Origin of the sequence: Nonomuraea sp. NPDC050680 (assembly GCF_040654555.1) — a bacterium.
In the GTDB taxonomy this organism is placed as follows: Bacteria; Actinomycetota; Actinomycetes; order Streptosporangiales; family Streptosporangiaceae; genus Nonomuraea.
The window spans coordinates 779484-798408 of record NZ_JBFAIF010000001.1 but is presented as its reverse complement, the minus strand read 5'-3'; the positions used below and the strand labels follow the sequence as shown (position 1 = coordinate 798408).

The following is an 18925-nucleotide window of genomic DNA, read 5'->3' as shown; positions in this document are numbered from 1 at the left end:
CACGGATGCGCGGCGTGCCGGGGGGATCACGGAGGATGACGTCGGGAATGAGCACTCAGGCTCAGGAGCAGCTCGGCCCTTACCGGGTGATCGAGAAGATCGGTGAGGGCGGCATGGGGGTCGTCCACCTCGGTCTCGACGGCGCGGGCCGCAAAGTCGCGATCAAGGTGCTGCACCAGCATGTGGCCGCCGACCTCAAGGCCCGTGACCGGCTGGTCCGCGAGGTGGAGACCATGCGGCGGGTGCGCAGCCCGTACGTCGCCGAGGTGATCGACGCCGAGCTGACGGGTGGCCGGCCGTATGTGGTGACCCGTTTCGCCGCGGGACGCACGCTGGAGGACGCCGTGCTGTCCCAGGGCCCGATGGAGGCGCGCGAGGTCATCAGGCTCGCCCAAGGGCTGTGCCAGGCGCTGGTGGACGTGCACGCGGCCGGTGTGATCCATCGCGACCTCAAGCCGTCCAACGTCATGCTGGTCGGCGGCGAGCCGCTGGTCATCGACTTCGGCATCGCGCATCTGGTGAACGCGACCCGGCTCACGCTGACGGGCATGTTCGTGGGGACGCCGGGCTATCTGGCGCCGGAGATCATCCGCGACTCGCAGATCACCCAGGCGGCCGACGTACACGCGCTGGCCTCGACGGTGTTCTTCGCCGCCACGGGGCTGCCGCCGTTCGGGACGGGGGCGTTCGAGACGGTCTGCTTCAACACGATGGAAGGGCGGGTGCAGATCGACAAGGCGCCGGTGTGGCTGCGGCACTGGCTGAGCCGGGCGCTTGAGGTCGATCCAGCGGCTCGGCCCAGTGCGCGGGAGCTGCTGCGGATGGCCAGGGCGCTCGATCCGGCGGGCCGCCCGGTCGAGGCCAAGGGGCGCGGGGATCGTACGCTGACCATGGACGCCGTCTCCGACCTGCTCCCGCCGGTCGACTACGCCCAGAGGCGCCACGAGACACCTCCGCCGTACGTACCGGCCCCGGTGCCCACCCTTCACGTCGATCAGCCGGAGGAGCGCCGCCCGGCCCCGGCTCCCGCGCAACCCTTCGAGCTCCAGCGGTTCTTGGCCGGTAGCGGGTTCGTCGGGGTGCTCGCGCTCGTGACGCTGGTGGCGTTGACCGTCCTCATGCCGGTCGCCGTGGGCCTGCTGATGGCGGCGCTCACGGTGGCGTTGCGCGTCGCCGAATACTTCTTGGGCGAGACCGAGCGGACGTGGTCCAGGGAGGCGCTCGTGACGGGAGGCCACCTGCTCCTGTCGCTGGCGTTCGGCATCGCCGCCGCGACTCTCCTGCACATGGCCAGATTGACGGTCGGCCACGCGGAGTCCTTGGCCGCCGGCGCGTTCACGCTGGGGCTGTTCGTGCTGCCCGGCTCGGGGACGGTGCGATGGGCCGCCTCGCACATCCTCGCCCGCTTCCTGCCCGGCCGCAGCGCGACGGTGGTGTCGGTGGCCGTGATGGGGCCGATCGCCCTGATCTCAGTGATCGTGGCCCTGGTCCAAGGCTTGTAGCATCGCGCGAACGGTATCCCCGGTTGCTCCCCTCAGGCGGGTTGGCCGGCCGCCGCCGCGCGCGCCGCCATCCGCCGTTCGAACCACAGGGAGCAGAACGGCGGTACCGCGCAGGCCAGGCCCAGCACCACCGCGCCCCGGCTCCAGCCCGCCTCGCGTGCCGAGAGCAGCACTCCGACCACGTACAGCACGAACAGCGCCCCGTGGATCGGCCCGAACACCTTCACACCGAGTTCCCCGGTCGCGGTCACGTACTTGAAGAACATCCCGACCAGCAGCCCTGCCCATGAGCATGCCTCGGCCACCGCCACGACCCGGAACCAGCCCAGCATGCCCCACTCCTTCGTTCGAATACCGCGGATACTCTACAGGCTGTAGAGGGCGGCGAGAGTGGGGTGCGCCTGTCCGTTCTGCCCGCGGGCGAGCGATAGGTCGACTCAGCGGGCCTCGAGGTGGGCCTGGATGGCCTCCATGACGGCCCGTGGCGAGGCCGAGCGGCTGAAGGTGGCCACCACCACCTGCTCGCCCTTCTCCTGAGGCTGCTCCAGGTGACGGAAGGTGGCGATGACGTAGCCGAGAGCGTGGTCCAGGAGCCCGAAGGGATCGTAGGCGCCGCCCGCCCGCAGCCAGCCGCGCAGGACCTGGTTGTGCGCCGCCACGACGGAGGCGGCCATGAGCTCGGCCCGCAGGCCGGCGTCGGGCGAGTCGCCGAGCCATTCGCCGACGAACTCCCGGAACAGCCGCTGGTAACGGGCCACGCTGGCGATCTCCCGGTCGCGCAGCGCGGGCACCTCCCGGACCAGGCGGTAGCGGCGCAGCGACACCTCGGCGTCGTCGACGTAGTGGGCGAGCACGAGGCGCACGGCGTCGGTGATGGCCACGATCGCGGTGTCGGCGGCGGAGGCACGCAGGCGGGTGTCGATCCTGGCCAGCAGCGCGTCGTGGTCGGGGAAGATCGCGTCTTCCTTGGAGTGGTAATGGCGGAAGAACGTGCTGCGGCTCACGCCCGCCCGGGCGGCGATGTCGTCCACGGTGGTGGCGTCGTAGCCGTTCTCGTCGAACAGGGCGACGGCGGCTTCGGCCAGGCGGTGGCTGATGCTCGGTTTCGGCACAGGGGCCATTCTCCCGGATTCAGGGGTGTCCAAAACGTACGATACTCAGTACCGTACTTGTGAAACTCAGTCCCATGGACGGTGATGGATGAGACCACCTGACACCGCGGGCAGCCTCGCCCGCCTGAAGGAGCGGCTCGACGAGGCCGTCCACGTCGCCGAGGCGCGGGCGGCGACCAAGCAGCACGCCAAGGGCAGGCTGACCGCCCGCGAGCGGATCGAGCGGCTGCTTGATCCCGGCTCGTTCGTCGAGCTGGACGCCCTCATGAAGGGTTCGCTCGGCTACGGCGACGGCGTGGTGACCGGGTACGGGACGGTGGACGGCCGCCAGGTGTGCGTGTTCTCGCAGGACTTCACGGTCGCGGGCGGCAGCCTGGGGGAGGTGTACGGGCAGAAGATCTGCAAGGTCATGGACCTGGCGATGCGCAACGGGTGCCCGATCGTCGGCATCAACGAGGGCGCCGGGGCGCGCATCCAGGAGGGTGTGGTCTCGCTCGGGCTGTACGGCGAGATCTTCCGGCGCAACATCCGCGCCTCCGGCGTGATCCCGCAGATCTCCCTCATCATGGGCGCCTGCGCGGGCGGTCACGTGTACTCGCCGGCGCTCACCGACTTCACGGTCATGGTGGACGAGTCCTCGCACATGTTCGTCACGGGCCCGGACGTGATCAAGACCGTGACCGGTGAGGACGTCACATTCGAGGAACTGGGCGGCGGGCGGGTGCACAACAGCCGCAGCGGCGTGGCCCACTACCTGGCGCACGACGAGGACGACGCGTTGGACTACGTCCGGGCGTTGCTGTCGTACCTGCCGGACAACAACCTCGACGAGCCGCCGCACCCGGTGTTCGAGGCGGACCTGGAGGCGTCCGCCGACGACCTGGCGCTGGACGTGCTGGTCCCGGACTCGCCGAACCAGCCGTACGACATGCACGAGGTGATCGGCGCGCTGCTGGACGACGGCGAGTTCCTGGAGGTGCAGGCGCTGTTCGCGCCCAACATCGTGGTCGGCTTCGGCCGGATCGAGGGCCGGCCGGTCGGCGTGGTGGCCAACCAGCCGATGCGGCTGGCCGGGACGCTCGACATCGACGCCTCCGAGAAGGCCGCCCGGTTCGTGCGCACCTGCGATGCCTTCAGCGTCCCGGTGCTCACGCTGGTGGACGTGCCCGGCTTCCTGCCCGGCACCGACCAGGAGTGGAACGGCATCATCCGGCGCGGCGCCAAACTCCTGTACGCCTACGGCGAGGCCACCGTCCCGCTCGTCACGGTCATCACCCGCAAGGCCTACGGCGGCGCGTACGACGTGATGGGCTCCAAGCACCTGGGCGCCGACGTCAACCTGGCCTGGTCCACCGCCCAGATCGCGGTCATGGGCGCCCAGGGCGCGGTCAACATCCTGCACCGCAAGCGCCTGGCCGCCGCCGCCGACCCCGACGCGCTGCGCGCCGAACTGGTCCACGAGTACGAGGACACCCTCGCGACCCCGTACCTGGCGGCCGAACGCGGCTACGTGGACGCCGTCATCCGGCCGAGCGAGACCCGCCGCGAGGTCACCAGGGCGCTGCGGCTGCTGCGTGGCAAGCGCGACGCGCTGCCGCCCAAGAAGCACGGGAACATCCCGCTGTGAACAACATCGAGCAGACACCTGGGGGCGAGGTGCGCGTGGTGAAGGGCGCTCCGACGCCGGAGGAGCTCGCCGCCCTGGTCGTGGCCCTGCGCCTGGCGCGACCGGCGGCCGCCGCTCCGCGACCCGCCGTCACCCGCCCACGGCGCGTGCTGCGCCGTCCCCTCGTGCCAGGCCCGCGCGGCTGGCGGGAGTCGAGCTGGAACCTGGGAGGACACCTGTGAGCCTGCGCAAAGTGCTGATCGCCAACCGCGGCGAGATCGCCGTCCGCGTCATCCGCGCCTGCCGGGACGCCGGCATCGGCTGCGTGGCCGTCTACGCCGATCCCGACCGCGACGCGCTGCACGCCCGCCTGGCCGACGAGGCGTACGCGCTGGACGGCGCCACGCCGGGAGAGACGTACCTGTCGATCGACAAGATCATTGAGGTGGCGACGCGGTCGGGCGCCGACGCCGTACATCCCGGCTATGGCTTTCTGGCGGAGAACGCCGCCTTCGCCCAGGCGGTCATCGACGCCGGGCTGGTCTGGATCGGCCCGCCGCCGCCCGCGATCACCGCCCTCGGCGACAAGGTCGAGGCCCGGCACATCGCCCAGAAGGTGGGGGCGCCGCTGGTGGCAGGAACGGCCGACCCGGTGTCCGGGGCGGACGAGGTACTGGCGTTCGCGCGGGAGCATGGCCTGCCGATCGCCATCAAGGCGGCCTTCGGCGGCGGCGGGCGCGGGCTCAAGGTCGCCCGCACCCTGGAGGAGATCCCCGACCTGTACGACAGCGCGGTCCGCGAGGCGGTGGCGGCCTTCGGGCGGGGCGAGTGCTTCGTCGAGCGCTACCTCGACCGGCCCCGCCACGTCGAGACCCAGTGCCTGGCCGACGCCCACGGCGGCGTGGTCGTGGTCAGCACCCGCGACTGCTCGCTCCAGCGCCGCCACCAGAAGCTGGTCGAAGAGGCGCCCGCGCCGTTCCTCAGCACGGAGCAGGAGGCCCTGCTGCGCGACAGCTCCAAGGCCATCCTGCGTGAGGCCGGCTACGTCGGCGCCGGGACCTGCGAGTTCCTCGTCGGCCAGGACGGCACGATCTCCTTCCTGGAGGTCAACACCCGCCTGCAGGTGGAGCACCCGGTCAGCGAGGAGGTCACGGGCATCGACCTCGTACGCGAGATGTTCCGTATCGCCGAAGGCGAGCCGCTGGGCTACGACGACCCGCCGGCTCGCGGCCACTCGATCGAGTTCAGGATCAACGCCGAGGACCCCGGCCGCGGCTTCCTGCCCGCGCCGGGCACCATCACCCGCTGGCGGGCTCCCTCAGGCCCCGGCGTCCGCCTCGACGGCGGCTACGAGCAGGGCGAGACCGTGCCCGGCTCCTTCGACTCCCTGGTCGCCAAGCTGATCGTCACCGGCGCCACCCGCGAGCAGGCGCTCCAGCGCGCCCGCCGGGCGCTGGCCGAGTTCGAGGTCGACGGCATGCCCACCGTGCTGCCCTTCCACCGGGCGGTCGTGGACGACCCGGCGTTCACCGCCGAGCCGTTCACCGTCCACACCCGCTGGATCGAGACCGAGTTCGACAACCAGCTCACCCCCTACGCCGGACCGGCCGCCACGGCGGAACCGGCGCAGCGGGACCGGATCACCGTCGAGGTGGCGGGCAAGCGTCTGGAGGTCGTCCTGCCCGCCGGTCTCGGCGGTCCGCAGAGTGCCGGCCCGCCCAGGGCCGTCGCCCCGCGCCGCCGAGGCGCGAGTGCCGTGCGGTCCGCGCCCAGCGGAGACGCCCTGGTCAGCCCGATGCAGGGCACCATCGTCAAGCTGGTGGCCGCCGACGGCGACACCGTGCGCGAGGGCGACACCATCGTGGTCCTGGAGGCCATGAAGATGGAGCAGCCGCTCACCGCCCACAAGGACGGCACCGTGGTCGGGATGTCCGCCCAGGTGGGCGCCACGGTCGCGGCGGGCGCGGTGATCTGCGAGATCAAGGACCCGTCGTGACCACGGCGGCCCGGCGGTTGATCGTCGAGGCCGCCGCGCCACTACCGCTCCTCGCCTGAAAGCTTCACGCGTGACCTTGGGATTTCGACTCGCCCGCGCTTGTTGAGTTGACTTCCCGGTCAAGGTGCCTCTTCCTCAGTGACGACGAGAGGAAGGGGAACGCGACATGTTCGTACGCAAGCAGGCAGGCGCCGCCTTGCTGGCGGCCACGGCGATGGTCTGCGGAGCCGTACCGCAGGCGGCGGCCGTATCCGGCTACTTCGATTCCCTGGCCAAGCCCACAGTGGCGGCGGACGGTTCCGGCACCTACCGAACCGTGCAGGCCGCCGTCGACGCCGTGCCTGCGGGCAATGCCGGCCGGGTGACGATCACCATCGCGCCCGGGTCGTATCGCGAGATCGTCCGGATCCCGGCGAACAAGCCGTACATCACGCTCCAGGGACTCGGCTCTTCGGCGGCCCAGACCGTCATCGTCAACAATCACTATGCCGGCCAGTACGGGACATTCAACAGCGCTACCGCCTTCGTCGACGGCCACGACTTCGTCGCCACCAACCTGACGATCTCCAACGACTTCGACGAGAACCCGAACGTCACCGGACACCAGGCGGTCGCGCTCCACCTGAACGCCGACCGCGCGGTCCTGCGCAACGTGCGCCTGCTCGGCGACCAGGACACCTTCCTGGTCAACACCGCGACCCGCGCCTACGTCGCCGGCTCCTACGTCGAGGGCACCGTCGACTTCATCTTCGGCGGCGGCACCATCGTCTTCGACAGCTGCGACATCTACGAGAAGCGCAGCACCGGCGGCCCGATCACCGCCGCGAGCACCGACGCCGCCAAGACCTACGGCTTCCTGTTCTACAAGTCGCGGATCTCCGGCGGGTCCTCGGCCGGGACCACCACGCTGGGCCGTCCCTGGCGGCCCAACGCCCAGGTGCTCTACCGGGAGTCCACGCTCAGCTCGGTGATCAAAACCGCCCAGCCATGGACCGACATGTCCGGCAACTCGTGGAAGAACGCCCGCTTCTTCGAGTACCGGAACAACGGCTCGGGGGCGGGCTCGAACGCCAACCGGCCGCAGTACACCGACGCCCAGGCCACGAACTACACGCCCCAGAGGTACCTGGCCGGCTCCGACGGCTGGAACCCCGTCTCCTGACCCCGCGAAGGAGGATCATGAACTTCCGTGCAACGCTCACCGCGCTGACCGTCCTGGCCGCGCTCGGAACGGCCGCCCCCGCCGCCGGCGGAACCTACCAGCAGCGGGCCTCCGAACCGGTGGGCATCGCGCGCACCTGGCCGAGCACCGCCGACGGTTTCGCCGCCACCAGCGGAAACGGCCTGAGCACCACCACCGGCGGCGCGGCCGGCGCCACGGTCACCGTCACCACCTACGCCGACCTGGTCAAGTACGCCACCTCCGCCACCCCGTACACCATCCGGGTCAATGGCGCGATCACCGTCACCCCGTACGGCACCGAGATCAAGGTCGCCTCGAACAAGACCATCGTCGGCGTCGGCACCAGCGGTCACATCGTCAACGGCGGCTTCTTCCTGGGCACCGGCGTCAGCAACGTGATCATCCGCAACCTGACCATCCGCGACACCCGCATGGCCGACGACGACCCCGACGACAAGCTCTACGACTACGACGGCATCCAGCTGGACACCGCCCACCACGTCTGGATCGACCACAACCGCATCATCCGGATGAACGACGGCCTGATCGACAGCCGCAAGGACACCAGCTACCTGACGGTCTCATGGAATGTCCTGGCCGAGAACAACAAGTCGTTCGGCATCGGCTGGACCGACAACGTCACCGCCCGCATGACCATCCACCACAACTGGATCCACGACAACAACCAGCGCAACCCCAGCACGGACAATGTCGCCTACGCCCACCTGTACAACAACTACCTGCAGAACATCACCAGCTACGGCAACTACTCGCGCGGCGCCACCAAGATGGTGATCGAGAACAGCTACTACGACCACGTCAAGGATGCGTACTACCCCGACTCCACCGCCCAGCTCCGCCAGAGCGGCAGCGTCTGCGTCAGCTGCACGGGCAAGCGCACCACCAGCGGCTCGGCCTTCACCCCTGGCTCGTTCTACTCCTACACCCTCGACCCGGCCGCCGACGTCCCGTCCCTGCTCAGGACCTACGCGGGACCCCAGGCGAACATCGGCACCTGACGCTCCTGACGCCCCCGTCGCGGGCCGCGCGCGTCCCTGTGGCGCGGGCGGCCCGTCACCGCGCTTGGGTCAGCCGGACGTATCCGTACGGGTTGAAGAACAGGTCGTCCTCGTCGTAGCGGTCGCACGGGCCGGTGCGCAGCAGCCGGCGGGGTGCGTCCTCGGTCATCCGGAACCCGGCGCCGTCCTCGATCTCCTCCGCGCGTGGGTCGGTCAGCAGGTAGGTGGCCAGCGTGTCCAGGTGTGCGACCAGCTCAGGCAGCTCGTCCTTCGCCGGAGGCTCCGCACCGACCTCGATCTCCACCTCGGGCGCGCCGAGCAGGTGCATGCCGCAGCTGTAGAGCACCTGGCCGTCGTAGATCGGCCGCTTCACCCAGGCGGCGACGAGCGCGCCGGCCAGGCCCTCGTCCGTGACGTCGGCCACGCTCTCGTCCGTGACGTCGGCCACGCTCTCGTCCGTGACGTCGGCCACGCTCTCGTCCGTGACGTCGGCCACGCTCTCGTCCGTGAGGTCGGCCGCTTGATCGGCCAGCGCGAGCCAGCGGTCCCGGCCGTGCGTGATCCCGCTGCTCTCGTTCTTCACCGCCGTGGCGCCGGACCGCAGCAGAGCGGCCGTCACCGCCAGCAGCCGCCGGGAAGTGTCGAATGCCAGCTCCCGCATCATCGGCGCGGACAGCAGGTAGCCGACCGTGTCGTGGGACTCGACCGCGGCCCAGTCCGCCTCGTCGAACGAGGCCGCCGCCATGCTGGCCTCGAACGCCCCCGGCATCCGGGGGTCGGGTTCGGCCTCGGAGTACTCACGGTCGAGGACGAACCCGCCGAAGCCGGAGGCGATCCGTTCCATCTCTGAAAGGGCCAGCCCGGAGCCGAGTACGCACAGCACATGCCTGGGGAACGCTTCACTCATCCCGGTACATTAGCGATCAGACCTACTCGCCGGTGTGGTGGCCGCGATTTCGGTCAATCATCGGTGGCGGGACGGTCGACAACGCCAACACCAAGCGGGCGTACGTCTGGACGGCGGTCGAGGCGTTGTTCATGAGCGGGGCGCGCCCTCAGCGGGGCATTCGCGGACGAGGCAGTACGGGACCGGCCACGTCCAGGGTGAGGCGGACGATGTTGGGCTCATGCCTCGAGCCGAGCATTCCCAGGCTTGTCACGAGAAGCCCGTCGTCGATGACGGCGATCGCGGTTGGGCCGTCCAGGCCGTCAGCCTCGGTGGCAAGAACCGTCATGGCGCCGCCTGGGGCAATGCGCAGGACGGTGTCGCGTGGGTGGACGGCGAGGTACAGCGTGCCGGCGGAGTCGAAGGCGAAGTCGTCGGCGGGTATGCCGGTGTGCACCTGCGTCAACTCGCCCGGACGACCGTCGTCGATGCCGATGCGCAGGACGGTACCCTGGGCCGAGCTGGTCGCCCACAGGTTGCCGTCCCAGACCTTGAGCCCGTTCACGCCTGTGGACGACACCGCGTCGTCCGGCGATGTCGGCGCGAGTCGCTTGTCGGCGAGCCAGAGCCGCAGCGTGTCATCGCCTGGGGGACAGCAGAGGATTTCGCCGCGGTCGGAGTCTGCCGCGAACAGAGTGCCGTCCTCGGCGAACGTGATGCCGTTGAGTCCCGCCTGGGGTTCCGCGGCGGCGAATCGGATCCAGCGATGGGGAGCCTCGCGCCGCCATATTCCCGCCACGGTGTCAGTCGCGCTGCGCACAGCGGCGTAGAGCCGGTCGTCGGCGTCCGAGGCAAGCCCGACAACGATCGCGCCCGCGTGTTCCGGGACCACCTGTTCCTGCTCACCGCTGGACAACCAGACGGTACCCGCCATCAGCAGCGTCGCGCAGATAGTCCCGTCCGTAAGGATCACGATGTTCTCTGGCATCTCTCCGGCGCCGTGATCAAAGGTTTTGATGATCTTAGAATTGGCCATCCACAGATCTAACGCGCAAATGTCTGGAATGCCAAGGCATGCTCGCCAAGTCACCGGAGATCTGAGGCTGCCTGTGATTCCAGCTCCGCGAGGTCGGTGGTGATCAGAGGAGGCGCGCGGCTGAGGAACATCTCCATCTGATGCTCGCTGGGGTGCCGAATTCCGGCTTCCCGCTCGGTCACTGTCATGTTCCTCCGAATCGTGATGCCTGTCGCCCCCGGAGAGGCGACCTCACCGGGAGCGACCGTTCGTACGCGGGGGTTGCAGAGCGCCCTTGCTGAGGGTGATGGTCTGCACGTTCGTGTACTCCATGAGGCCGTGGAAGGAGTTCTCGCACAGAAAGGATGAGCCAATGAGCAAGACGATCACCTATGTCATCACCTACGAGAACGAGCGGTGGGTGTCGCGTTGTCCCACCGGGGAGACGGAGGGAGTGGGTGTCGCCGGCTCCTTGTCGCAGCTGGAGCGTGATCTGGTGGAGATCCACGCATGGGCCTGGCCTGAGAACACCCCTGGTGTGTTCGACCTGCCTGGGACGTGGCCGTGCTGGTGGCCGAATACAGCCATGAAAGGGAGCTGGCCGAAGCCCACGCCAAGCGCGCTGCGGAGCTGGCCGTCAAAACCGCGAAGGCTCTCACGAGCCACTGGTCGGAGCCGGACACGGCACGTGTCATGGGCCTGTCCAAGCAGCGCGTCCACCAGTTGAAGGTCAGCGCCTGACGATTGCGGGACACGCTGCGGGCCGACCTGGTCTCACCGGTGCGCTGAAAGGCTTGAGGCGTCCCTGCCCGCCCGTAAATTCATGTATAACCTGTAGGAAATCGACGCGGGCAGGAGCGCCGCCGAACTCCGGACCGAGTTGCTGCGGACGCTCGGCGTTACCTAGCACCGTGACGCACTCGCTCATCCGCCCAGCAGCGGAGCTCGACGTCTGGCCTCACTCCGGGCCGCGGTCCGCGGCGGGGCGCCAGCCGAGTTCGGGGCCCAGCTTCGTGGCCATGTCGGTGAGGATCTGTACGTAGTCCTCGTGCTCGAAGGTGAACGGCAGCGCGAACGCCACCTCGTCGATCTCCCGGAAGGCGGCGTGCGCGTACAGCCGCTCGGCGATCTCGGCGGAGCTGCCGACGAGGTCGGGTGCGAACATCATGCGGGCCGGCCCCTGCGGCGTGGCGGTGCGGGGCGTGCGCTTGTCGGCGTACGCCTGGTACCTGGCTCGCTGCTCCGATGTGGCCGTGTCCGTGGGGATGACGACCAGGCCCTGGGAGACGCGGGCTCGCTCGCCGTCGGGGTGCCGCGCGCGGAACGCCCGCACGTGGGAGAGCTGGATCTCGGCGAAGTCCTCCGACTCCTCCGCCTTCACGACGCTGCTGGTCAGGAAGTTCATGGCGTGCTCGCCCGCCCAGGTGGCCGAGCGGAGGCTGGCGCCGCCGTACCACATGCGGGCGCCCAGACCGGGCGAGTGGGGCTGGACCCGATCGGAGAAGACCTCGAAGCCCTCGACGCCGCTGAAGTCGGTGGCCGGCTCGCCGCGGACGAAGGACAGCAGCCGCCGCACCCGTTCGTAGCTGAAGTCCTCCTGGTCGGCGGTGCCGGGGTGGAGCGCGTCCTTGACCTGGTCATAGTGGAGCGGCGGGCCGACGCTGACGCCCGGGTTGAGCCGGCCGCCGGCCAGGATGTCCACCGTGGCCAGGTCTTCGGCGAGCCGCAGCGGGTTCTCCCAGCCGAGGGGGATGACCGCGGTGCCCAGCTCGATGCGGGTGGTGCGCTGGGAGGCCGCCGCCAGGACGGCGACCGGGGAGGAGATGCCGTACTGGAGGTGGCGGTGCCGCACCCATGCGCTGTCGAAGCCCAACTGCTCGCCCAGCTCGATGATCCGCAGCGTCGACTCGTGGCCGGGGCGCGGGTCGTCACCGTCGAACAGCCCGATCGTCAGGAAACCCAGCTTGCGCAGTGGTCGCGTGGGTGGCGGCACGATGGTTCCTCCTCCTTGTCATTCCTGGCAGCGGAGAATAGCCGCGGACTCAGCGCGTCCGCGTCACTGGGGCGCCGTTCTCGGACAGCGTCCGCGTCACCGGGTCGCTGATCGTCCGTGCCACCAGGTCGCCGATCTCGGGGATCGTCCGTGCCACCAGGTCGCCGATCTCGGGCAGTACGGCGTCCGCGACCGAGATCTCGCGCTCGATCAGCCCGTTGGCGTGGAAGAGGTCGGCGGCATGCTGCTGCTCGGCGACGAACTCCGCACTCACCGGGCGCAGCCCCCAGGGCCGGGTACGCAGGGCGTGCTCCCAGGCGTCGAGGTCACCGTCGAACAGGGCGGCCGCCTCGCGCGGGTGCTCCTCGGTCCAGCGGTCGGCCCCCTGGAGGGCGGTGACGATCCTGGCCAGCTCGTCGGGCCGCGCCAGCGCGAAGTCGCGACGGGTGAACCAGAGCGAGCGGTGACTGAACAGGCCGTCGGTCTCCACCAGCGTCCTCGTACGCGACTCGACCGGCGTCAGGTACGGGTAGGAGCCCACCCAGGCGTCCACGTCGCCGTTCACCAGCAGCTCGGCGGCGTTGCCGTAGGCGTCCACGGGGACGATGTCGCCCCAGGCGAGCCCGGCCCGCTCCAGGGCGAGCAGCAGCAGGGTGGTCTGCCACGAACCGTGCCCGAGCGCGACCCGCCTGCCCTTGAGCTCCGCCACGGAGCCGATCGGCGAGTCGTCCCGGACCACCAGGCGGCCGTTCTCGACGCGCGGCCCCGAGATCGCCACGTACACGATGTCGTGCCCCTTGGCCTGGGCGGTGACCGGGGGAGTGGAGCCGGTGCCGATGAAGTCGTACCCGCCGTCGAACAGGTGGTCGCCATGGGCGGACGGGAGCGCCTTCATGGGATCGACCCGCTCGCCCCTGCCCAGGCTGTTCAGGTCCACCCACTCCACGGCGGGCAGCAGGTCGCGGTGGCGGGCCACCCACAGGGTGTTGTTCTGCGGGAAGAAGCCGACTCTGGTGGTCATGAGGTACGTCCTTTCAGCAGGGGCAATACGTGGCGGCCCACGCGGCGGGCCTCTTCGAGATGGGGGATCCCGGCCAGGATCAAGGCGTCCACGCCGAGGTCGAGGAGCTGGTCGAGGCGTTCGGCCACCTGGTGGTAGTCCCCGACCAGGCCGAAGGCGGGGCCGTCGCGGAGCGCGTTGAACCCGCCCCACACGTTCGGCGCGACCTCCAGGGCGCGGTGGTCGTCGCCGGCCTCAGCGAGGAAGGAGCGGCTGCGCCGCACACCGACGGAGTCACCCTGCCCCGCGCCGCCCTCCCTGGCGCCGCTCCGTCCCACGCCGCCCTGCCCGGCCCGCTCCGGGTCGATGGCGCGGGCCCGCCAGCCGTGCGCGATCTCCTCCCACGCCTCCTCCTCGCTCTCGCGGGCGAGCAGGTCCACGCGTACGGCGAACCTGGGCGGGGTGTCGCTGTGCGCGCGCACGGCCGCGAACTTCTCCGCCAGCGCCTCGTACGGCTCCAGCCAGGACAGGTAGTAGTCGGCGTGCCGTCCGGCGGCGGCGATGGCGGCGGGGGAGGAGCCGGAGAAGAAGATCTCCGGGAACGGCTGCCCGGCCAGCTCCTCCGGCAGCCCGGCGTGCTCCGTACGGTAGAAGCGGCCGTGGTGGGTGAGGTCGCCCGCCCAGACCCCCTTGAGCACGTCGAGGAACTCCGAGGTACGCGCGTAGCGGTCGTCGTGGTCGACCTTGTCGCCCCACCACAGCTGCGCGGGCCCGCCGCCGCCGGAGATGACGTTGTAGACGATCCGGCCGCCGGTCGCCCGCTGCAGCGTGGCCGTCATCCTGGCCGCCTGTACCGGGTGCAGGAACCCGGGCTGGAAGGCCACCATGAAGCGGTACGACGTGGTCTCGCGGGCCAGCGTCGCGGCGGCCGCCCAGGGGTCGTCGGTGTGCGGGAAGTTGGGCAGCAGCCCGCCGACGAAGCCGGACTCCTCGGCCGCCCGCGCGACCTCGGCCATGTAGTCGGCGTGCGTGTAGCCGTCGTCCCGGCCGTCCCGGGTGCCCGGGGCGGTGCCGCCGGGGGCGAACCCGCCGCGGCTGCGGACCCTGCGGCGCAGCGAGGACTGGTCGCCCTCCATGTGGATGCGCCAGTAGATGTCAATCGGCAAGAGCCCGCTCCTTCACGTGCTCGCCGAGGCGATAGACGTCCTCGGTCTGGAGGAAGAACTCGGTGACGCCTCGCCCGGCGTAGTAGTCCGCGTGGTCGAGCGAGGACAGCTGGACGCCGTACCGCAGGCCGGGCAGCTCGGGGACGAAGGCGTCCAGGTCGTCGCCCTCGGCGAAGACGTGCACGTCCGCGTGCCGCCGCGACAGGGCCAGGGCCTCGGGAGAGGTGCCCGACAGCTGTACCTCGGGGAAGGGCGGCGCCGACAGCGGCGGCCCGAAGCCGCCCGCGACGACCTCGTAGAAGTCGCCGTGGAAGTCGAAGGGGCCGCGCCAGACGCCCTTGGCGACGGTCAGGAACTCCTCGGCGCGGGCGTACCGGTCGGCGCCGGTCAGGAAGTCGCCCTGCGCCCTGGCCACGGCCGGGTCCAGCTCCACCGCCGGCCGCCAGCCCAGCCGGCCCGCGGTGAAGCGCTGCAGGGAGGCCGAGACCTTGGCCGCGTAGACGGGGGTGGCGACGGCGGCGTGGAACTCGGCGACCACACGCAGGTGCCGGGTTCGGCGCAGGACGTTGGCCGCGACGGTCAGCGACTCCTGCCCGCCGGGGTCGAACGGCACCAGCGCTCCCGCCAGCCCCGCCAGGTCCGCGGCCACGGCGATCCGCCCGGCCGGATCGGTGGGCGCGGGCCGTACATCGGTGACGAACGCGGGCAGTTCCGCCCGAGCGGGACTTCTGGTGGGGAGGACCACGTGAAAGCGCGTCATCACGGCGCCCGCACCTCCTCGCGCGCGTGGGTGTCCACGCCGAGATCGGTGAGCAGCTTGCGGCGCAGCCCGACGAAGCCGGGATCCGTACGGTCGCGCGGACGGTCGATGCCGACCCGCAGATCCGTGACGAACCTGCCCTCGCGCAGCACCGCGATCCGGTCGGCGAGCAAAATCGCCTCCTCGACGTCGTGCGTGACCAGTACCACGGCCGGGCGGTGCCGGGCGCACAGCTCGGCGATCAGGTCCTGCATGTGCAGCCGGGTGAGCGCGTCCAGCGCGGCGAACGGCTCGTCCAGCAGGAGCAACTCCGGCTCACGGACCAGCGCCCGGGCGAGCGCGACGCGCTGGGCCTCGCCGCCGGACAGCGTCGCGGGCCAGGCGTCGGCGTGCCGGCTCAAGCCCACTTCCGCGAGCGCCGCCAGACCCTTGGCACGCGCGGAACGGCCCTGGCCGATGATCACGTTGGCCAGCGCCCGCTTCGACGGGATGAGCCGCGGCTCCTGGAAGACGACCGTGCGCACCGGTGGCACGAGCACGCTCCCGCCGGTGGCGGCGTCCAGCCCGGCCAGGATGCGCAGCAGCGTCGTCTTGCCCGTGCCACTCGCGCCGAGCAGCGCGAGGAACTCGCCGCGGCGTACGTCCAGGTCGACGCCGTCGAGCACCGCGCGGTCGCCGAAGACCTTGCGCAGCCCGGTCGTCCGTACCGCCAGGCTCATCGGATCGTCACCGCCTTGCGCCAAGGCATCAGCACCCGTTCGGCCACCCGCAGCGTCAGGTCGGCCAGCAGCCCGATCACCGCGTACAGCAGCACGCACAGCGCCAGGATGTCGGTGCGCAGGTAGTCGGTGGCCCGGGCCATCAGATACCCGAGCCCGGCCGTCACGTTGATCTCCTCGGCGGCGATCAGCGCGATCACGCTGAGGGTGGTGGCCAGGCGCAGCCCGGCGAAGACCGACGGCAGCGCGCCCGGCAGCACGACCTCGCGCGCGATCGCGAGCCGGCCGAGGCCGAACGAGCGGGCCGCCTCGACGACCTTGCGGTCCACGTTGCGTACGCCGCTGGAGACGTTGACGTACATGGGGAAGGTGCAGGCCACCCCGATCAGCAGGATCTTGGACGCCTCCTCGATCCCGAACCAGACGATGAACAGCGAGGTCAGCGCCAGGAAGGGGATGGCGCGCAGCGCCTGTATCGAGGAGTCAAGGAGCTCTTCGCCGAGCCGGGTGAAGCCGGAGACGACGCCGAGCAGCAAGCCGGCGGAGGCGCCCAGCACCAGGCCGAGGCCGGCCCGGGTGATGGAGACGCGCAGCGCTTCCGGGAGCTGGCCGTCCGCCCACAGTTCGCCGAAGGTCTTGATGACGTCCTGGGGACCGGCGAGCACGTCCTTGGTGAGGGCGCCGGAGGCCGTGGCCGCGTACCAGGCCACCAGCAGCAGGACCGGCCCGATGGCCCGCAGCGCGAACGTCGCCGCGGGGTGGCGGCCGGCCGATCGGGGCGGATCCGGCGCGACCAGCCCCGCCACGAGGGTCTGCGCGGTCATGACGCGGCGTCCTTGGTCGCGCTGTCCTTGGTAGCGCTGTCCTTGGTCGCGTTCCCGAGCTCGGCCGCGTTCCCTTGCTTGGTCGCGTCGCCGAGCTTGGTCACGTCCACGACGTGCTGGGAGACGTCCAGCGGCGTGGTGAGCACCTTCTGGTCGAGGAAGAATTTCGCGACGTCCTGATATTTCGCGATCTCGGCTGGGGTGACCGCCTGGGCGGGCTTGCCCTTCTTCTGGATGTCGACCACCAGGTCCTTCTGCTTGCCCTGTACGGCCTGCGGGCCCGTCTGAGTGAAGACGTTCAGGTAGGCCGCCGGGTCGGCGATCTCCTTCGCGCTGCCCTCCTTGAGGAACTCGAACAGCGCCTTGACCACCTCGGGATGCTCGTCGAGCAGCTTCTTGGCGGCCACGTAGATCACGTAGTTGTCGGACTTGATCGCCTCGCCGTCGGCCAGGATCCGGGCGTCCAGGTCGGTGACGGCGGGGATGAGGAAGGTGGAGAACGTCGACCAGCCGTCCACCTTGCCCGAGCCGAAGACCGGTGCCGTCTGCGGCGGCGGCAGGTAGACGCGCTTGACCTTGTCCACCGGCACCTGGAAGGTCTGCAGCGCTTTGAGCAGCAGGTATTCGCTGGTGCCGCCGTGCCCGACGGCCACGCTGCGCCCGGCCAGGTCCGCGACCGACTTGATCGGGGAGCCGTTCTTGACCACGATTCCCTCGCCGGCGAGGTCGGGCGGCACGGTGGCGAAGATCTTGAAGCTGGGCTTGACGGCCAGCGCGGTGACGCCGGCGGTGATCGAGCCGGTGGCGATGTCGAGCGAGCCGGCGTTGATGGCCTGGGCTGCCGGGGCGAAGACGGAGAAGTCACCGGCCCACTTGACCTTGGCATGGACCTTGGCCAGGGCGGCGTCCAGACGGCCGTCCTTCTTCGCGGCGGCCAGGAAGCCGCTGTTGCCCGGGTCCGAGATCCTGACCACCAGCTGCTCGGGGCCGGTGGTGGCGTCGATGCTCCCACAGGCCGCGGCCAGGAGGGCGAGGGGGAGGGCGAGCAGCGACTTACGCATGGGTGACTCCTTGCAGCGGGGTGTGATCTGCCCAGGCCGCGACGTCCACGGGCGACTCGAGGAAGCCATGGGCGCGCAGGAAGCGTTCCTGCCGGGCCAGCAGATCGAGGCGTTCGGGCGACAGGCTGAGGTGGAGCGAGGCGCCGGGGACGTAGGCGGCGGTCACGCCCGTCGCGCCCGCGCCGGTCTCGGCGCCGAGGATCCTGGCCACCTCCGCCGGGTGTTCGGCGGCCCAGTCGGCCGCGCGTACCAGGACGCCGAGGAAGCGGGTGACCACGTCGGGGTGCTCGTCCAGCAGCCGCTGGTGCACGGTGATCGGCCGAGGTGTGCCGTTGTTGACCCGCGCCCGCCGGTCCGGCACCTGGTCGAGGTCGATGCCGACCTCCACGCCGTGGCGCAGGGCGGCCTCGACGGCGAGCGCGCCCTTGACGTAGACCGCGTCCACCTCGCCGGCGGCCAGCGCGGCCAGCTCGGCCTCCCATTGGCCGCCGCCCGGCTCGGCCTCGACGTCCACCGGCTCGGCGTCGCCGAGTCCGAGCCCGGCCAGCCTCAGGGCGCCGTGGAAGCCGTGCAGGGCCATGGCCCGCCAGAAGTCGATCGCGATGCGGTGCCGGGGAATGGCCAGCCGCCGACCCTTGAGCTGCCCGGGGTGCTCCAGGTCGGTGCCGGCGCGGACCAGGATGGCCTGCCGCTCCTCGATCCAGGTGAGCCCGATGAGCCGGGTGTCCTCGCCGCGCGAGCGCGCCCAGAGCGCGGGCACGTTGCCGCCCTCGCGGAACAGGCCGGTCAGGGCGTGGGTGTAGTGCGTCTCGCGGGGGACGTCAGGAGAGTCGTCCTGGAGGGACCGGACCTCGATCCCGTCACCGGCGAACTCCCCGGCCAGCCATCCCTGGTCCGCCGCGATACCCGTGGCGGTGGGCACCGGACAGCGGGTGAACCAGAGGGTGTCGAGTGCGGTGGTGGTCATGGGAGAGAGTTTGCTAGTAAATTGGTAGGAAATGCAAAGAATGTCCCGCGATGCGGGAAGCGTTTCCGGCCGGACCGGCTCTCACCTGGTTCCTGTTCTCCCTACTCGGAAGACGG

20 protein-coding genes are annotated in these 18925 nt (G+C 70.5%); 7 read left to right on the top strand and 13 right to left on the bottom strand.

Translation table 11 applies throughout. The features are described from left to right. The first annotated feature begins 47 nt into the window (after positions 1–47). Positions 48–1502: a serine/threonine-protein kinase gene (locus AB0H88_RS03785; protein ID WP_357640869.1), complete on the top strand. Its 1455-nt coding sequence runs from the start codon at positions 48–50 to the stop codon at positions 1500–1502. Positions 1503–1534: 32 nt separating this feature from the next. On the opposite strand, the gene AB0H88_RS03780 is transcribed toward AB0H88_RS03785, so the two are convergent. Further along, on the bottom strand, positions 1535–1834 hold the full coding sequence (locus AB0H88_RS03780) for a DUF3817 domain-containing protein (protein WP_357640868.1): 300 nt from the start codon (positions 1832–1834) through the stop codon (positions 1535–1537). Positions 1835–1939: 105 nt separating this feature from the next. Continuing rightward, positions 1940–2614 carry a TetR/AcrR family transcriptional regulator gene (locus tag AB0H88_RS03775; protein WP_225295271.1) on the bottom strand — a complete coding sequence of 225 codons (675 nt, stop codon included), beginning with the start codon at positions 2612–2614 and terminating at the stop codon, positions 1940–1942. An 88-nt stretch (positions 2615–2702) separates the two neighbouring features. Between AB0H88_RS03775 and AB0H88_RS03770 the strand changes: the two genes are divergently transcribed. From AB0H88_RS03770 to AB0H88_RS03750, 5 genes are all read left to right on the top strand, one after another. Next, a complete protein-coding gene (locus AB0H88_RS03770) occupies positions 2703–4241 on the top strand; it encodes an acyl-CoA carboxylase subunit beta (protein ID WP_357640865.1) in 1539 nt (512 codons plus the stop codon). Beyond that, positions 4238–4462 carry an acyl-CoA carboxylase subunit epsilon gene (locus AB0H88_RS03765; RefSeq protein WP_357640863.1) on the top strand — a complete coding sequence of 75 codons (225 nt, stop codon included), beginning with the start codon at positions 4238–4240 and terminating at the stop codon, positions 4460–4462. Before AB0H88_RS03770 ends, AB0H88_RS03765 begins: the two co-directional genes overlap by 4 nt. 2 nt (positions 4463–4464) lie before the next feature. Further along, entirely contained in the window at positions 4465–6216 is a 1752-nt protein-coding gene (locus tag AB0H88_RS03760; RefSeq protein ID WP_357641992.1) for a biotin carboxylase N-terminal domain-containing protein, read from the top strand. Positions 6217–6382: 166 nt separating this feature from the next. Beyond that, the gene (locus AB0H88_RS03755; RefSeq protein WP_357640860.1) at positions 6383–7378 is read left to right on the top strand and encodes a pectinesterase family protein; all 996 of its coding nucleotides are present in this window, start codon (positions 6383–6385) and stop codon (positions 7376–7378) included. Positions 7379–7395: 17 nt separating this feature from the next. After that, positions 7396–8418: a right-handed parallel beta-helix repeat-containing protein gene (locus AB0H88_RS03750; RefSeq protein ID WP_357640858.1), complete on the top strand. Its 1023-nt coding sequence runs from the start codon at positions 7396–7398 to the stop codon at positions 8416–8418. 55 nt (positions 8419–8473) lie between these two features. On the opposite strand, the gene AB0H88_RS03745 is transcribed toward AB0H88_RS03750, so the two are convergent. The 3 genes from AB0H88_RS03745 to AB0H88_RS03735 all read right to left on the bottom strand — a co-directional run bounded on the left by AB0H88_RS03745 (position 8474) and on the right by AB0H88_RS03735 (position 10700). After that, entirely contained in the window at positions 8474–9325 is an 852-nt protein-coding gene (locus tag AB0H88_RS03745; protein WP_357640856.1) for a hypothetical protein, read from the bottom strand. A gap of 148 nt (positions 9326–9473) precedes the next feature. Then, positions 9474–10340: a hypothetical protein gene (locus AB0H88_RS03740; RefSeq protein ID WP_357640854.1), complete on the bottom strand. Its 867-nt coding sequence runs from the start codon at positions 10338–10340 to the stop codon at positions 9474–9476. A 231-nt stretch (positions 10341–10571) separates the two neighbouring features. After that, the gene (locus AB0H88_RS03735) at positions 10572–10700 is read right to left on the bottom strand and encodes a hypothetical protein (protein ID WP_357640851.1); all 129 of its coding nucleotides are present in this window, start codon (positions 10698–10700) and stop codon (positions 10572–10574) included. A 183-nt stretch (positions 10701–10883) separates the two neighbouring features. Here AB0H88_RS03735 and AB0H88_RS03730 point away from each other — a divergent pair, with 183 nt between their 5' ends. Beyond that, on the top strand, positions 10884–11060 hold the full coding sequence (locus AB0H88_RS03730; RefSeq protein ID WP_357640848.1) for a hypothetical protein: 177 nt from the start codon (positions 10884–10886) through the stop codon (positions 11058–11060). Positions 11061–11277: 217 nt separating this feature from the next. Here AB0H88_RS03730 and AB0H88_RS03725 read toward each other — a convergent pair whose 3' ends face one another. Genes AB0H88_RS03725 through AB0H88_RS03690 form a run of 8 tightly spaced genes read right to left on the bottom strand, consistent with a single transcriptional unit; the run spans position 11278 to position 18809 of the window. Continuing rightward, a complete protein-coding gene (locus AB0H88_RS03725) occupies positions 11278–12312 on the bottom strand; it encodes an LLM class flavin-dependent oxidoreductase (RefSeq protein WP_357640846.1) in 1035 nt (344 codons plus the stop codon). 49 nt (positions 12313–12361) lie between these two features. Continuing rightward, positions 12362–13333 carry an ABC transporter substrate-binding protein gene (locus tag AB0H88_RS03720; protein ID WP_357640844.1) on the bottom strand — a complete coding sequence of 324 codons (972 nt, stop codon included), beginning with the start codon at positions 13331–13333 and terminating at the stop codon, positions 12362–12364. Continuing rightward, positions 13330–14478 (bottom strand): LLM class flavin-dependent oxidoreductase, encoded by a 1149-nt coding sequence (locus AB0H88_RS03715; RefSeq protein ID WP_357640841.1) that lies wholly within the window; start codon positions 14476–14478, stop codon positions 13330–13332. The genes AB0H88_RS03720 and AB0H88_RS03715 overlap by 4 nt, the downstream gene beginning before the upstream one ends. Beyond that, positions 14468–15238, bottom strand: coding sequence for an LLM class flavin-dependent oxidoreductase (locus tag AB0H88_RS03710; protein WP_357640839.1), 771 nt, complete (start codon positions 15236–15238; stop codon positions 14468–14470). Before AB0H88_RS03710 ends, AB0H88_RS03715 begins: the two co-directional genes overlap by 11 nt. Beyond that, the gene (locus AB0H88_RS03705) at positions 15238–15957 is read right to left on the bottom strand and encodes an ABC transporter ATP-binding protein (protein ID WP_357640837.1); all 720 of its coding nucleotides are present in this window, start codon (positions 15955–15957) and stop codon (positions 15238–15240) included. Before AB0H88_RS03705 ends, AB0H88_RS03710 begins: the two co-directional genes overlap by 1 nt. Then, the gene (locus AB0H88_RS03700) at positions 15954–16781 is read right to left on the bottom strand and encodes an ABC transporter permease subunit (protein ID WP_357640834.1); all 828 of its coding nucleotides are present in this window, start codon (positions 16779–16781) and stop codon (positions 15954–15956) included. The genes AB0H88_RS03705 and AB0H88_RS03700 overlap by 4 nt, the downstream gene beginning before the upstream one ends. After that, positions 16778–17842 (bottom strand): ABC transporter substrate-binding protein, encoded by a 1065-nt coding sequence (locus tag AB0H88_RS03695; RefSeq protein WP_357640832.1) that lies wholly within the window; start codon positions 17840–17842, stop codon positions 16778–16780. The genes AB0H88_RS03700 and AB0H88_RS03695 overlap by 4 nt, the downstream gene beginning before the upstream one ends. Continuing rightward, positions 17835–18809 (bottom strand): ABC transporter substrate-binding protein, encoded by a 975-nt coding sequence (locus tag AB0H88_RS03690; protein WP_357640830.1) that lies wholly within the window; start codon positions 18807–18809, stop codon positions 17835–17837. The genes AB0H88_RS03695 and AB0H88_RS03690 overlap by 8 nt, the downstream gene beginning before the upstream one ends. Positions 18810–18925 lie beyond the last annotated feature (116 nt).